The following is a 16,257-nucleotide window of genomic DNA, read 5'->3' as shown; positions in this document are numbered from 1 at the left end:
ACCATTCAACCATTCAACCATTCAACCATTCAACCATTCAACCATTCAACCATTCAACCATTCAACCATTCAATAGGTAGTCTACTTTTTCTTCTCACTCACTATTCACATTTTCACTAAAAAAGTCAGCCTCATTAGAGACTGACCTTAAATTAATATCTTATTCCACTCCAGTATATATTCTCTTTCATTACAGCTTTTTCATTAAGCTCTACATCTTTTAGAGCCCATTTCTTATACTCTTCAAAGCCTGTTCTATCGATAATATATCCTATATGCTCTTTTCCACCTGGAGCATCTTTATCTATATATTCTGTAACATAAGCATAGGTATTTAGAATTATTTTTCTTATACTTTCTTCATCAGCCCATATTATAAAGTCTTCAGCTAGTCTTGGATTCTTTTTACCTGTTCTTCCCATGATAGCAAGTCTATAATATTTCCTTTCGCTTCTTGTCCATGCACCTGTTGGGCATTTACCAACACATTCTCCGCAACCAATACATTTTTCATGGTCTCTTACAACCTTGAAGTTTTCGAATTTTAAAGCTCCAGTAGCTCTCTTCTTACAATTGGTTACACAAGCTTGGCAGCCTATACATCTATAGGAATCATATTGCGGTTCTGTCATTCCTATTATTCCGAAGTCATGCATTCTAACCTTCATACAGTCATTAGGACATCCTGTTAAAGCCACTTTAAAGTGAAGATCATTTGGGAATATATCCTTTTCTATTCTTTTGGCAAATCCTGAAGTATCATAATTAGCAAAAGGGCAAACTCTATTCCCTATACATGCGGATACGTTTCTTGTTCCAGCTGCTGTATATCCCTTTCCTGGTACTTCTTGATTTATTTCTAAACCTTCAATTATTGGTTGAAGAAGTTCATTTACTTCTGGAATATCTTCCATATCTATATCTGGTATTTCGAAACCTTGTCTTGTAGTTAAATGCACAGTTCCGTTACCATATTTATCTGCAATCTCTTGGATTAAGCCTAAGTATTCAGCCTTTAAATGTCCACCTGGAACTCTTACTCTTGAGGCAGTTAATCCTCTTTTTTTAGTAACTCTAAATGCATTCTTTTTTAAAGCTTTTGTATTTATATCTATCATAACTTCCCCTCCTTAATCTATTAAAGATTTACCTTTTGAATAATTAAATACTGGTCCATCAAGGCATATGTAAGTGTCGTCAATTTTACAGTGTCCACACTTACCTACTCCACAGCACATTTTTCTTTCTTGAGAAATCCAAATGTTTTCTTCTTTAATTCCAAGTTTTAAAAATTCTGCTACGGTAAACTTCATCATCATAGGAGGTCCTACTACTATAACTTGTACAGAGTCTATATCTTTTATTTCAAGTTCAGGTACGTATTTTGTAACTAATCCTACCTTACCTTCATAACCTTCTTCTGCTCCATCTACAGTAATGATTAAGTTTATATTCTTTTCCCATTCTTTTATATCATCTTTAAATAGTATATCTTTAGGAGACTTAAAACCTGATACTAAGGTAAAGTTCTTAGCTTCACTAGTATTTTTAGAGAAGTAATCCACTATTCCTTTAACAGGGGATAGTCCAGTTCCTCCAGCTACTACTACTATTTCTTTTTGCGCATAGTTTTCTACCTCAAATCCATTACCATAAGGTCCTCTCATAAATAGATTTTGACCTACATGGTATTTGAAGATTTCGTCTGTAACTACTCCAACCCTTCTTATGGTTAACTCTACATAACCGTCCCCAATTCCTGATACAGATATAGGCGCTTCTCCGTATTTTGGAAGTGATAATTCAAAAAATTGTCCTGGTTTAACATCACCAGTAAAAGATAATCTAAAAGTATATTCTATATCAGTATGTTGTTTTATATCTAATATCTCTGTTTTAAAAGGCATATACACATTGTTTTCCATTTAGCGCACCTCTTCCATAGCTTTTTCTAGTTTGTTTACACAGTTTGAGAAAGAAATGTATTCTGGGCAAATATCATCACATCTTCCACAGCCTACGCACATATGGTATCCCCATCTCTTTTTATAGTCATAGACCTTGTGTAAAACCTTAAATCTCATTCTTTGACCTTTATCTAGTCTAAAGCTATGGCCTCCAGCCATATTAGTAAATCCATCTACATGACAAGAAGCCCAAACTCTTCTTCTTTCCCCTGCCTTTGGATTATCCTTATAAAATATATCTTGTGTCGTGTTACATGTACATGTTGGGCAAACAAAATTACATCTTCCACAAGCTATACATCTAGCTGAATACTCTTTCCATACTGATGAATTCATTACTTTAAGGTCTAAATCATCTGGAATATTCACTTTAGTATCATTTTCTTCTACAAAGTCTGGAGTTACTTCTACTTCTTCTATCTCTATATTTTCTAAGTACTGTTCTAACTCCCCATCATTTGTATCAAATATAACCATATCTCCATCAAATTTTATGTAAGCATCTTGGTCATCAGACTTATTTGTGTTCATACTTACACAAAAGCAGTTGTCAAAACTTTTTTCACATCCTATTAATACGAATTTAGCTTTATCTCTTAATCTCTTATAGTAAGGATCTACTGCTCCATTTCTTAAATATATGTCATCAATTCTTTTTACTGAGTGCATATCACAGCTTCTTAAGAAAATTATTGCTCCTTTTTCCTCTTCTTTTGGTTCTATCCACTGATCTTCAGTGAAGTAGAACATAGTTTGAGTTATAGGTAATAAGGTTTCTTTATAAGAAAAAGCTGATTTTTTTTCGAACTCAACATCTCTTATATCTTTTATTTGGGCATATCTTACTATATCAGTATCTGAAAAAGTCCCTTTCCCTTTAAGTACTGTTGGTGCAAACACATCATACTTTACTGAAATTTTCTCTAAAAACATATTAAATCCATCAATGTTCATTTTAAATCCCATAAGTTACTCCTCCTAAGGCTTTTATTCTTTTGATATTAGATAATAAGGTATAGCTAGTACCAGTGCACCACCTATCATATTTCCTAAAGTAACAAAAGAAAGATTATATATAAATCCACTTAAACTAACTGCTGTTGTATGTGGAATAAATAGACCTATTGATAAAAGCGTCATATTTGCTACACTATGCTCAAATCCTGTAGTTATAAATGCAAATAAACACCAGAATATCATTATTAATTTTCCTGTCTCTTCTTTCATCTTAAAAGAACACCAAATAGCTAAACAAACTAAGATATTACATAGGATTCCTCTAAAAATTAGTTCATGAATAGGCAAAGCCATCTTTGTTGCTGAAGCACTAAGTATAAATTGTCCTACAGGTCCTCTAGCTAGTCCTGCTGCATAAAAGGCATAAGCACCAATAATTGATCCTAAAAGATTTCCTATAAAACTGAAAATCCAGATTTTAACAGTATCTAATAATGTTACAGTCTTCTTTAAACTTCCAATCATCATAATAAAATTGTTTCCAGTAAATAGTTCTGAACCTGCCATTATTACTAAACTAAGTGCTACTCCAAAACTTAATCCCATAACTATTTTAGTAAATGGTGATTCCGCTGAAGCTAATATTCCTCCAATTGAGAAAATCAGCATGATACCTAGTCCAACATATAGACCTGCTAGCATTGATGATAATAAATACTTTACTTTTCCACTTTTCAATAAATTACTTTTTGCTTTAGCCGCTTGGGCAACTTTGTTAATTTCTTCACTAAACATTTTTCATCTCCCCTTCTTAACTTTAATTTTAAAAGAGAGCACAAAAAAGGACTGTGATTTTTATCACAATCCCTTAAAAAAATATGAAAGTTTATCTTTATCTATTATAACTATTTTTTTGTTTATAAATTTTATAAGTTTTAAATCTTCTAATTGCCCTAATGCTCTAGATATTGTTTCTCTCTGACTTCCAAATAAATCTGCTAAATATGTTATTGTTATATTTAGATCTATTAAAATTCCATCCTCAGTAGTTACTCCATAGTCTTTAGCTAACTTCCACAACTTAGCTGCAACCTTTTTTTCTATCTTTAATGGAGTTGTATTTTTAAGTTGTCTATATAGTCTTCTTACCTTTATAGATAGTGAATTAACCACTGATATTGTAAGTTCAAAATCTTCTTTCATTAACTCTAAAAAATCTAGTCTATTAATTGTTAAAAGTTCTCCCTCTTCAAAAACTTCACAATTAATTGAAGAAGGTAAATCATCTAGGATAACTTCATTTATTATCTTATCTCTACCTAAAATAAATATTACCTTTTTATTTGAGTTCTCTGATAATTTATATAAAGATATTTTTCCTTTTAAAACTATGTATACTGTATTTACTTCCTCTTTATCTCTAAAAATATGTTGCCCTTTTTTAGCAGCTACTTTTATTCCTATAGTGCTAAGCTTTAAAAGAGTTTCTGTCTTAAGATTTTTAAATAGTTCTAATTCTCTAAGTTCTTCCACACTTATCTTATTCACTATAATCATTCCCATCAAATTTAATAAGATTTATTATATCATATTAAATCTTATGGTTGTTACTTTTCTTTTGATACAATGTAATAAGGCACTGCTAAGATTATAGCTCCACCTATAAAATTTCCCAAAGTCACAAATCCTAGATTATATATAGCTCCACCTAAACTTACTATGTCTCCGTGAGGAATAAATAAAGCTATTGAAAATAAGGTCATATTTGCTATACTATGTTCAAATCCTGCTGTTATAAAGGTGAACAAACACCAAAATATCATAATTAATTTTGCAGTTTCTTCTTTTAATTTATATGTAAACCAAGTAGCTAAGCAAACTAATATATTACATAAGACTCCCCTAACGAATAATTCATGCACTGGTAGAGACATCTTAACTTCTGATGTATGTACAATAAACTCTCCTATAGATCCTTTAGCTAGTCCAGCTGAGTAAAAAGCAAAAGCTCCAATTATAGATCCCATAAGATTTCCTAAATAACTAAATAATAATATCTTTAATCCGTCTTTGATGCTTGTACTCTTTTTTAAGTACCCTATCATCATAACAAAGCTGTTTCCTGTAAATAATTCTGACCCAGCCATAATTACTAAACTTAATGCTACGCCAAAACTTACTCCCATAACTATTTTAGTTGCTGGTGAGTTTGCAGCACTTAAATATCCTCCAATAGTATATATAAGCATAATTCCTAATCCAACATATAAGCCTGCAAGCATAGCTAATAGCAGATATCCAAACTTCCCTTTTTTTAAAAACTCAGCTTTTTTTATTGACGTCTCTGCTACCTTGTTGACTTCTTCCCCGTACATATCACTTTACCTCCTAAGTATTAATTCTTAATAATGGGAATTTTTGATAATCATTTTCATTTAAGCATATATATTGTATCATATGTTAGTGAAACATTTAACCTCAATTTAATTTAAATATCATTACTTTTTACACCTTTATGATATATTTTACTTAATATATATCTTGGAGGCTGTTTAATGTTAAATGAATTAACTTCAATATTAAATACTAATAGTATTTTTACACTTTACCAACCAATAGTTTCTCTTTTAGATGGAGATGTTGTTGGATATGAAATTCTCAGTAGAGGTCCTGTAAACTCCCCTCTCCATGCTCCAAGTAGCCTTTTTGAAGTAGCTAAAGAATATAATAAAACCGCTGAATTAGAACTTCTTTGTAAAAAGAATACTAGTGATAACTTAAAAGATATAGACTCATCTACTCTCTTATTTATAAATGTTGATCCTCTTGTTTTTGAAGCTACAGCATTCAAACAATATATATTAAATGATTTTTTGAGATCTAAAAAAATACAGCCATCCAACATAGTTTTTGAAATAAACGAAAATACAAATATAACAAACTATGATGAATTTAATACTTCATTAAATGATTATATTGATCACGGATATAAGATTGCTCTTGATGACCTGGGAACAGGTAACTCTGGCTTAAAGACCTTAACAGAAATAAAACCAAACTATATAAAGATTGATATGTACTTTATACGGAATATTGATACTGATTCTTTTAAGCAGAAACTTGTTGAAAGTTTTGTTAAGTTCGCTAACTCAACCAATATAAAGGTCATTGCTGAAGGAATTGAAACTAAAGAGGAATTAGAAACCTTAATCTCTTTAGGTGTTTTTGCTGGGCAAGGTTATTATTTAGGTAAACCCTCTAATAAACTAGCCATTCTTCCTAAAACCTTGAAAGATTTTATTATTAATTGTAACAACAATAAAAATATCGATATAACAAAAATCTATTCACATTGTATAGGGGAAATAGCTAGAATAGACAAAGCTTTTCCTATGAATTGTTCCTGTAAATCAATTAAAGATTATTGTGATAACAATTTATTATCAGGTGTTGTAATAGTTGAAGATAATATACCCAAAGGATTAGTTATGAAATATTCTCTAGACTCAGTATTAGCTACTCAATTTGGAGTTGCAGTATTTTCAAAAAGACCTGTTCGCTTAATTATGGATACAAATCCCTTAATCATAGATTATTTCACCTCTGTATATGATGTTTCTAGAATCTCTATGACTCGTAAAAGTGATAATATCTATGATTACATAATTATCACTAAAAATGATAAATATTATGGAGTAGTTACAATTCAATCCTTGCTTGATTTTACTACTCAGCTAGAATATAACTATGCTAGGCATTTAAGTCCACTAACAGAGCTACCTGGTAATGCCTTAATTGAAAAAATATTATCTGATTCACTGAAGTCGAATTTATTTTGTTGTGTTCTTTATCTAGATTTAGATAATTTCAAAGTATATAATGATTGTTATGGATTTGAAAATGGAGATAAAATAATAAAATACACAGCTAAATTGATTGAAAGAGAAAGTCATAAATTATTTTCTGATAAAGCCTTTGTTGGACATATTGGCGGTGATGATTTTATCTGTATGTTTGAAAGCTCCTTAGAAGAGTGTAACCTTTTATGTGAAAATATAATATCAGAATTTGATTTAGGGGTAGTGAATTTTTTTAACGAAAAAGACTCCAAAAATAAATATATAGAATGCTACAATAGAGCTGGTAATAAAGATATCTTTCCTCTTACATCAATATCTATAGGTGGCTTCTTTGGAAATATAAATAATTTCAATAACACAGAAGAACTAGCTATGTTTATGTCATCTATGAAAAAGGAGGCAAAAAAAATAGAAGGAAGTTCTTATATAATAAATCAAATGTAAAAGCTATTAATACTATTTACAGCATTAATAGCTTTAATTTTATTTCTTCTCTGCTTTTATTATAAATGGAACAGTTATAACTGCTATATTGGGTCTCTTTAGAAGAGTTTGCTTTAAAAATACCGCAGTTTGGTTATGCAATATTTCTCCCCACCAATTTTGTGAAGTAAATTGAGGAATTACTACTGTTACTATATCCTTATCTGTTGTACAGAATTCATCAGATTCTATAAAACCAACTAATGGTTCAACAACTTCTCTATACTCATGTTTTTTAATAACCAAAGGAATATCTTTATAATATTTTTCCCATTTAGTTTTTAATTTTTCTGTCTCTAAATCATCTACAGATATATGAAATCCTGTTATATCGCTAGATAAACATTTAGCAAAATTTACAGTCTTTACAACACTTTCATTCAAAGCACCTACTGGAACTATAAATCTTTTTGCAACTTTTTCATTAAATTCAGGGAAATAATTATTATCTAAACTTAACTGCTTTGCAACCTTTCTATAATGCCTCTTTATTCTCTTCATTAAAAGTATAAATGTCGGTACTAATATAAATATAAGCCAAGCTCCATGGACGAATTTATTAACTGAAATTACGACAGCAGTTATAAAAGTTATTGCAGCACCAAACCCATTAATGAAAGCTTTATGCCTCCATCCATTTGATTTTGTTCTAAACCACCTCATAACCATCCCACTTTGTGATAAGGTAAAGGATACAAATACACCTACCGCATATAATGGTAATAATAAATGGTTCTCTCCTTTAAATATTATAACTAATATTGCTGCAGATACTGCAAGAAGTATTATCCCATTAGAATAACTTAATCTATCTCCTCTTTTAGCAAATTGTCTAGGTGCATACCCATCTTTTGCAATAAAAGAAAGTAATAGCGGAAAATCTGAAAAAGCAGTATTAGCGGCCATAATAAGAATTAAAGTTGTTGCAAATTGCATAACAAAAAATAAAAATGTATTTTGTCCAAAAACTTGAGCTGCTATCTGAGATATTACAGTTCTATCAAAGTTTGGAACCGCATGATATATACTTGATAAATAAGACATTCCACCAAATATAAGTACAACTATTATAAATAATAGATATAATACTTTCTTAGCATTTTTAGTTGCAGGCTCTTTAAAGTTTGGAACTCCATCACTAACAGCCTCTATACCTGTTAAAGCTGTACACCCTGCTGAAAAGGCTTTTAAAAATAATATTAAAGTTAAATCTCCCATTTGGGATGCTACAACATCTACATTTTTAGGTTCTATATGTAATATAAAGTATTTGAAAAGCCCTACAGCTATCATAAGAAATGTCATTCCTATAAATAAGTATGCTGGTAGACTAAATATCTTAGCTGATTCTCTTATTCCTCTTAAATTACCTACAGTCATTAATATTATTATAATTATAGTAAGTTCAATTTTAATAGGAAGTAGACTTGGAATTGCAGATGTAATCGCTGCAACACCAGCGGTAGCACTTACTGCAACTGTCAATATATAATCTATTGTTAAGGACGCTCCTGCTATTAAGCTTGGAATCTCTCCTAGATTTTCTTTTGAAACAATGTAAGATCCTCCACCTTTAGGATAACTATCTATAGTCTGTCTATATGAAAAAACTAATATGCTAAGCAAAGCTATTATTGCAAAAGCTACATAAGTTAAATATTGAAATGATGCAAGCCCTAATATAGGAACCATTACCCACAATATTTCTTCACAGGCATAAGATACAGATGATATTGCGTCAGATGATAATATCGGTAACCCTTTAAAAACTGTGAACTTTTCATGATGGAGCTGCGATGATTTAAGTGGTTCACCGATAAGATATCTTTTTAGTTTGAACATATTAATATAACCCCCGTTAGTAGTTAATATTTAAATTTATGAGATCATCAAATTTTAGCACCTATTGTTTATTCCTTCAAAATCATCTGATCAATCTAAACCCACGAAAATCAATACATCATTGAGCATTTTAACTATAAATACCTTAGCCTCACCCTACTAACCTAAAAAGCCCTTAAAATCACCATCTATATATCAAATATTTTTATAAATAAAAAAATCTGTGAAACAAGGTATATAAACACCTTATTTCACAGATTAAATTACAAAATATTATCTCTTTCCTTTTTCATATGGAACACCGCTTGCTTCTGGTGGTCTTGTTTTACCAACAAATCCCGCTAAAGCTATCATTGTTAATACATATGGGAAAGCAGAGTATAGTTCAGTAGGAAGATTTAATCCTAATAATTGTGATTTTAGTTGTAATGCATTTGCAAAACTGAATAGTAAACATGCCCATAGAGTTCCAACAGGTTTCCAGTTACCAAAGATTAAAGCTGCTAATGCTATAAATCCTCTTCCTGCAACCATTCCATCTCTATATAAAGGAGTACTTCCTAAGGATAAAGCTGCTCCTCCTAAACCTGCTAACATACCAGATATCATTACACATATATATCTAACTTTAAATACATTTATACCTAAAGTATCAGCTGCTTGTGGATGTTCCCCAACAGATCTTATTCTTAATCCCCATGGAGTTTTATACATTATAAAATGAGTTGCTATAACTGCAATTATAGCTAAATAAACAAACCAGTTTAACTCAGATATAAACTTTCCTATTATAGGTATGTCTCTAACTGTGGAAGAGACTTGGTATATTAGTCCATTAACAGACTCTGTTTGACCGCCTTTGCCAAACAACTTAAATATTAAAAATGCTGCTAATGCCTGAGAAAATAAATTTATAGCTGTACCTGAAATAACCTGATCTGCTTTTAAAGTTATACTTAAAAACGCATGAATTAAAGCAACAATACCACCTGCTATAACAGCAATTACAACACCTATAAGCGCGCTTCCAGTAATATGTGAACCATATACACCAAAAAAAGCTCCTATTATCATCATACCTTCAAGTCCTATGTTAACAACTCCAGATTTTTCTGAAAAAACTCCTCCGAGTCCAGCAAATATAAGTGGAGTTCCTAACGCTAAAGTGGAGGCTAAAAGTTCTAAAACAACATTAACACTAGCCATTTGTCATTGCCTCCTTCTTCTTTTTCTTTTCTGAATAATATTTAACTATATAATCTGTAGCAACAAATATTATTACTATTGCTTGTATTAAATAAACAATTTCTTTTGGAATACCATTTAATTGAAGTGTTTTTGAACTAGCATCAAGAGCTCCAAATAAAACTGCTGCAAATATACATCCTATAGGATTACTCTTTGCAAGTAGTGCTACTGCCATTCCTGTGAATCCATATCCAGGAAGCACACTAAAGTCATCCATATAATACTTTCCACCAGCCAAATGAGTAGCTCCTCCAAGTCCAGCTATAGCTCCTGAAATAACCATAGCTAACACCATGTTCTTAGATATACTTATTCCGCCATATTCAGCGCCTGATGGATTTAAACCAACAGCTCTTAATTCATATCCAGTAGTTGTTTTCCATAAAAACCAAGTTATAAATATAGCCACTACAATACCAATTATTATACCGAAATTAGCTTGATATTTGTCAACAAATCTAGCTATTTTTGCACTATCTTGAATTAGTGGTGATGAGTTTTTTCCTGGAACACCAAAAGGAGTTCTAAGTATAACAAAGTTAACAAGATAAAGGCCTATATAGTTCATCATAATTGAATTAATTACTTCATTAGTTCCAATTTTAGCTTTTAAGAATCCAGGCACAGACCCCCATACGGCTCCACCTAAAATACCAGCTAATATTACTAAAGGTACATGTATGATTGCAGGCAATCCTGGAATTACTCCTACTAAAGCTGCTGCTAGCATACCTACTAAGAATTGTCCTTCTACCCCTATATTAAATAGTCCTGTTTTAAATGCAACTGCATTTGCTACCCCTGTAAAAACTAAAGGAGTAAGATAAAATATTGTGTTTAATGTATTCATCTGACTTCCGAAACTACCTTTCCATACAGTTCCGAATAAATCAGTAAATGCTTGGAAATAGTTTAATATAGAATATCCCTTTGCCCACATTACAAACAGAGTAGCAACAAACATAGATACTACTATAGCAAAAAGAGGGAAAAGTATAGGTCTTATAAATTGAAATATTTTATTTTGATTATCTGATTTATTACTCAAGAGTTTCCACCTCTTTCTTATTATCCTTTAAACTACCACCTGCCATAAGTACTCCTAGCTTCTGCTCTGTGGCATCTTCTCTATCTAACACATCTACTATATGGCCATCGTACATTACAGCTATTCTATCTGAAAGTGATAATATTTCATCTAATTCTAAAGAAACTAAAAGAATAGCTTTTCCGTTATCTCTTTCTTGAATTATTCTCTTGTGTATGTATTCTATTGCACCAACATCTAGACCTCTTGTAGGTTGACATACAATTAATAAATCTGGTTCTTTAGATATTTCTCTAGCAACTATTAATTTTTGTTGATTCCCACCAGATAATGATGCAGCTGTAACTTCTTCATTAGGTGTTCTAACATCAAATTCCTCAATTAATTTTCTAGAATGTTTTTTAACTTCTGGATAATCCATAACAATACCTTTAGAAAAAGGTGCTTTTGTATGAAGTCCTAATATTGAATTTTCGAATAATGAATATTTTAGTATTAGTCCTCTTTTATGTCTATCTTCTGGAACATGACCTACGCCTGCTTCCATAATTACTTTAGCATTTTTATTAAATACTTCTTTTCCATTAACTAAAACACTGCCTGATGTTGCTTTTCTTAACCCTGTAACAGCTTCTATAAATTCAGACTGTCCATTTCCATCAACTCCAGCTACACCAACAACTTCTCCTGCACGCACGCTTAAATTTAAACTTTTAACTGCAGGTACTCCTCTATGATCGTTAACTTTTAAATCTTTTACGTTAAAAATCTCTTTTCCTGTTTCTGCTTTTTTCTTTTCAACTACCAAATTTACTTTTCTTCCAACCATTAATTCTGCAAGTTCATCTATATTAGTTTCTTTTGTATTAACAGTACCAGTAACTTTTCCTCTTCTTATTATAGTTACCCTATCACTCATGCTCATAACTTCTTTAAGTTTATGAGTTATAAGTATTACCGATTTCCCTTGCTTCTTTAAATTATCTATAATAACACCTAACTCCTCTATTTCCTGTGGAGTTAGCACTGCTGTAGGCTCATCTAATATTAGTATTTCAGCTCCTCTATAAAGAGCTTTTATTATTTCAACTTTTTGCTGTTGACCAACAGTTATATCTTCTATAACATCATTAGGATTTATCTTAAATCCATATTTTTTAGAAACTTCCTTAACGTCTTCTATGGCTTTATTCATATCTATTTTTAAGCCTTTTTTAGGTTCAGTTCCTAAAACTATATTTTCTGCAACTGTAAAATTATTAACAAGCATGAAATGCTGATGTACCATACCTATACCTAAGCTTATTGCATCATTAGGGTTGTTTATTTTTACAGCATTCCCATTGACATAAATATCACCTTTTTCTTGTTGATAAAGGCCATATAAAATGTTCATTAAAGTGGTTTTTCCTGCACCATTCTCTCCCAATAACACATGAGTTTCGCTCTTATTTAAATCAAAATTAACACTATCATTTGCAACGGTACCTGGGAATATCTTAGTAATGTTTTTCATCTCTACCACTTTTGCCAATTTAAATCTCTCCCATTCATAAAAACTTTTTGAGGCTCATAAGAGCTAGACAACCGCTTATCTAGCTCTTACAAAATAAACCAATTATTTAACTTCTACTGGTTTGAAACTCTTTAATTCCTCTAATGTAGAAGGAACAGTTATTTTTCCATCTTTTATAGCTGTTTTATATTTTTCAACTAAATCTAAAACATCTTTAGGAGTGTTTGTGCTTGAAGTTTCAGCTATATCAATAGCTCCTTCTTTAATTCCTAAGCTAACACTAGTGCCACCTTTGAAATTACCATCAACAACACTCTTAGTACCTTCATAAGTTGCTGTATCAACTCTCTTAATCATTGAAGAAAGTATTATGTTTGCATACTCTGGAAGAGTCTTAGCTTGATCCATGTCAACTCCGATTCCCCAAACTTGTTTACCTGCATTTTTAGCTTCTTGGATTGCTTGGAACATTCCTACTCCAACACCACCTGCTGCATGATATATAACATCGCAACCTTTGTTCATAAGGTTTTTAGCAGCTTCTTTACCTAACGTAGTATCTCCAAAACTTTCAGCATAAACTACAGTTCCTCTGTTCTTTAATTCAGCAGCAGCTGCTGGATTAACAGATTCAACTCCAGCTGCAAAACCAACTTCAAATCTATTTATAAGAACTTGGTCTTTTCCGCCTATAAATCCAATTTTATTTGTTTTAGTCATCTTTCCTGCGATTACTCCCATTAAGAAAGATCCTTCTTGTTCCTTAAAGTTATAAGAAACAACGTTTTTCTTATCAACAACTGTATCAATTATAGCAAATTTTGTATCTGGATACTTATCTGCAACAGCTGTCATTGCTTGCTCCATTTGATATCCAATTGCAAACACTATGTCTGATCCATCTGCTACTAGAGCATCAAGATTTGATTCATAGTCATCTTTTGATTTAGCTTCTATTGGTTTATATCCAACCTTAAATTCATCAACAGCTTTCTTTATACCTGTATCAGCTGATTGGTTGAAGGATTTATCGTTTAAACCACCTTCATCTGTTGTTAAACCTACTTTAATAGTTTTAGTGTCTCCACCTTTAGCAGCTCCATTATCTGTTTTAGCGCAGCCTGCAAATAATGTAGTCGCTACAACTAACGCTGAAATGGAAGAAATTAGTTTTTTATTCATATTCCATACCTCCAATGTGTTATCGCTTACGCCTTAAATATATTACAGTAATTGGTTGTAGTCAATGATAATTTATTGTAAATTACCATTAATTTTAATTTTTATTTAAAAAAATTGTACACTTTAATCCTAATGTTCGTATTTTTCAATAAAATACCTAGGTTTTCACATATATTTTCATATGAAAATTAATTAAATCTTAACATAAAGCAATTATTATTAATATAATAGGCTATTTACATACGTCTTTTTATTATTTTAATAATTCTTTAAAAAACTATATTTTTTTAAAAAAATTTTTAGATTTTTTTATATAAATTTCATTTATCCATTAATATTTATACCCTAAAATTTAATAATTATTTATTCCAAATTTATTAAATATTTCACAACTATTTTACTTTATTATTTCATTAAATTTTTCAGAATTTCTTACTGGATTAAAATCGTGTTCTGTCTTAGCATATTCTATAACAGACTTATCCACTTCTATAGCTTTACTTAGGTATAAAACAGTATTTTCTACATCCCCTCTTCTTCCATAAATACTAGCTATACCATAGTAAGTCCAAGCCCCTTGTTCAACTTCAAGTGCTTTATCATACCACACTAATGCTTCTTCAAAACGCTCATACAACTCATAATTTAGAGCCTTATTAAATCTAGCATATCCAAAGTCAGGTTCTATCTCTAAAGCTTTATCTATATCTTTCATACCATCATCAAAGCTTCCATTGTATGCTTTTGTTATTCCCCTTATATTGTAGGCCGAATACATACTTGGATTTTCATTTATAACTTCAGTGGCTATCTCTATAGCATTCTTATAATTTTTAGAAAAAAATTCATCCTTAGCTTTTTGAACTTTTTCTTCTAACTTCTGTTCTTGTTCCTTTTCTTTTGCAATCTTTTCCTCTTCTTCTTTTTGAATTTTTTCTTGCTTTTCCTTTTCTTCTTTTTCAATCTGTTCTTTGATTTCTTGTTGTTCTTTTATTAACTTTTTATTTTCAATACGTTGACTAACTAATACTCCTACAGCTATCAGTATTAAAACAAGTAATATTACCATTTTTACCTTTTTATTTCCGGGTAGATTTATTCTAAACATACTTCCTCCAAAATCCATCTATAATTTATTCACATAATTATTTTATCATTTACCTTATAAAAAAAGAAGAGACTCGGTTTCTGCATAACCAAGTCTTTGAGTGTAGTATACTAAATATAGGTTTGGAGGTTTTTTAACTAGCAAGATATACTGTTATCTAAATAATATATTCTTAGTTGCCAATAAAAATATATTACTTAGAATAGAATTCAACTATAAGTTGTTCGTTGATAACTATTGGAAGTTCAGTTCTGCTTGGAAGTCTTAGAAAAACTCCTTTGAAGTTTTCTTCTTCCTTAGAAATGTATGGATATGAATTTAATATATTACTACTAAATATATCTGTGAACATTTCTGTTTTTCTAGATTTTTCTCTTAATATAACTTCATCTCCAGGGCTTAATCTGTAAGATGGTATATCAACTTTGTTGCCATTCACAAGAAAATGACCATGATTAACCATTTGTCTTGCTTGTCTTATGGAGTTGGCAAACCCCATTCTATAAACCATATTATCTAATCTTGATTCAAGAATAAATAAAAGTGTTTCACCTGGAACTCCTTTACTAGAGAATGCTTCATCAACATATCTAGCAAATTGTTTTTCCATTACTCCATAATAGGCTCTTAATCTTTGTTTCTCAAGTAATTGAACTCCATAGTCTGAGAGCTTTTTGTCAGCTCTTCCTGTACCTTTTGTTGCTCGCTTCATTGCTTTAGGATGACCGATTACGTTTAAGCCTAGTCTCCTACAAGTTTTAAAACGAGGTCCCATCATTTTTGCCATAGTTACCTCCAAGAATATATTTGATATGTAGCTATTTTATCATACTAACTTACATATTGATAATGAATATCAATATCTTTTTACTTCTGTTTGTTAAATTAGCTTTCATTATCTTCATATTTCTTTAGCTTGCTTATCCACACTACTTTTATTAATAAAATACTGATATATAACCATTCTAAATTCTATCAATTTAACTATTTTTCTATTTAAATGTTTTTCTTTTTAAATGTTTAACTTTTTATTAAACATAATTATC

The 16,257-nt window shown here is 30.7% G+C and carries 14 protein-coding genes; 1 reads left to right on the top strand and 13 read right to left on the bottom strand.

Annotation, left to right across the window (positions count from 1 at the left end; translation table 11 throughout):
- Positions 1–152: 152 nt before the first annotated feature.
- The 6 genes from asrC to L1S49_RS21765 all read right to left on the bottom strand — a co-directional run bounded on the left by asrC (position 153) and on the right by L1S49_RS21765 (position 5,299).
- Positions 153–1,115, bottom strand: coding sequence for a sulfite reductase subunit C (gene asrC, locus L1S49_RS21790; protein ID WP_238907403.1), 963 nt, complete (start codon positions 1,113–1,115; stop codon positions 153–155).
- A gap of 15 nt (positions 1,116–1,130) precedes the next feature.
- Entirely contained in the window at positions 1,131–1,925 is a 795-nt protein-coding gene (asrB, locus tag L1S49_RS21785; RefSeq protein WP_238907400.1) for an anaerobic sulfite reductase subunit AsrB, read from the bottom strand.
- Positions 1,926–2,933, bottom strand: coding sequence for an anaerobic sulfite reductase subunit AsrA (gene asrA, locus L1S49_RS21780; RefSeq protein WP_238907399.1), 1,008 nt, complete (start codon positions 2,931–2,933; stop codon positions 1,926–1,928).
- Between the two features lie 21 nt (positions 2,934–2,954).
- Entirely contained in the window at positions 2,955–3,719 is a 765-nt protein-coding gene (locus L1S49_RS21775) for a formate/nitrite transporter family protein (protein WP_238907398.1), read from the bottom strand.
- Positions 3,720–3,782: 63 nt separating this feature from the next.
- On the bottom strand, positions 3,783–4,472 hold the full coding sequence (locus L1S49_RS21770; protein ID WP_139259343.1) for a Crp/Fnr family transcriptional regulator: 690 nt from the start codon (positions 4,470–4,472) through the stop codon (positions 3,783–3,785).
- A 59-nt stretch (positions 4,473–4,531) separates the two neighbouring features.
- Positions 4,532–5,299: a formate/nitrite transporter family protein gene (locus L1S49_RS21765; RefSeq protein WP_073020092.1), complete on the bottom strand. Its 768-nt coding sequence runs from the start codon at positions 5,297–5,299 to the stop codon at positions 4,532–4,534.
- A gap of 180 nt (positions 5,300–5,479) precedes the next feature.
- Between L1S49_RS21765 and L1S49_RS21760 the strand changes: the two genes are divergently transcribed.
- Positions 5,480–7,228 carry a GGDEF domain-containing protein gene (locus tag L1S49_RS21760; RefSeq protein ID WP_238907397.1) on the top strand — a complete coding sequence of 583 codons (1,749 nt, stop codon included), beginning with the start codon at positions 5,480–5,482 and terminating at the stop codon, positions 7,226–7,228.
- Positions 7,229–7,267: 39 nt separating this feature from the next.
- On the opposite strand, the gene L1S49_RS21755 is transcribed toward L1S49_RS21760, so the two are convergent.
- The 7 genes from L1S49_RS21755 to rpsD form a co-directional block, all read right to left on the bottom strand.
- Complete coding sequence (locus L1S49_RS21755) at positions 7,268–9,109, bottom strand: APC family permease (protein WP_073020090.1); 1,842 nt, start codon at positions 9,107–9,109, stop codon at positions 7,268–7,270.
- 273 nt (positions 9,110–9,382) lie between these two features.
- A complete protein-coding gene (locus L1S49_RS21750) occupies positions 9,383–10,315 on the bottom strand; it encodes an ABC transporter permease (protein ID WP_238907396.1) in 933 nt (310 codons plus the stop codon).
- Positions 10,308–11,405, bottom strand: a complete 1,098-nt coding sequence (locus L1S49_RS21745) for an ABC transporter permease (RefSeq protein WP_238907395.1) — start codon at positions 11,403–11,405, stop codon at positions 10,308–10,310. Before L1S49_RS21745 ends, L1S49_RS21750 begins: the two co-directional genes overlap by 8 nt.
- The gene (locus tag L1S49_RS21740; protein ID WP_238907394.1) at positions 11,398–12,939 is read right to left on the bottom strand and encodes an ABC transporter ATP-binding protein; all 1,542 of its coding nucleotides are present in this window, start codon (positions 12,937–12,939) and stop codon (positions 11,398–11,400) included. Before L1S49_RS21740 ends, L1S49_RS21745 begins: the two co-directional genes overlap by 8 nt.
- An 84-nt stretch (positions 12,940–13,023) precedes the next feature.
- The gene (locus L1S49_RS21735) at positions 13,024–14,103 is read right to left on the bottom strand and encodes a BMP family ABC transporter substrate-binding protein (protein ID WP_238907393.1); all 1,080 of its coding nucleotides are present in this window, start codon (positions 14,101–14,103) and stop codon (positions 13,024–13,026) included.
- 397 nt (positions 14,104–14,500) lie between these two features.
- Entirely contained in the window at positions 14,501–15,211 is a 711-nt protein-coding gene (locus L1S49_RS21730; RefSeq protein WP_238907392.1) for a hypothetical protein, read from the bottom strand.
- Positions 15,212–15,404: 193 nt separating this feature from the next.
- Entirely contained in the window at positions 15,405–15,998 is a 594-nt protein-coding gene (rpsD, locus tag L1S49_RS21725; RefSeq protein ID WP_073020084.1) for a 30S ribosomal protein S4, read from the bottom strand.
- Positions 15,999–16,257: the final 259 nt, after the last annotated feature.

This window comes from Clostridium sp. YIM B02506 (assembly GCF_022324845.1).
GTDB classification, from domain to species: Bacteria; Bacillota; Clostridia; order Clostridiales; family Clostridiaceae; genus Clostridium_T; species Clostridium_T intestinale.
This window is presented reverse-complemented; position numbering and strand designations above follow the sequence as displayed.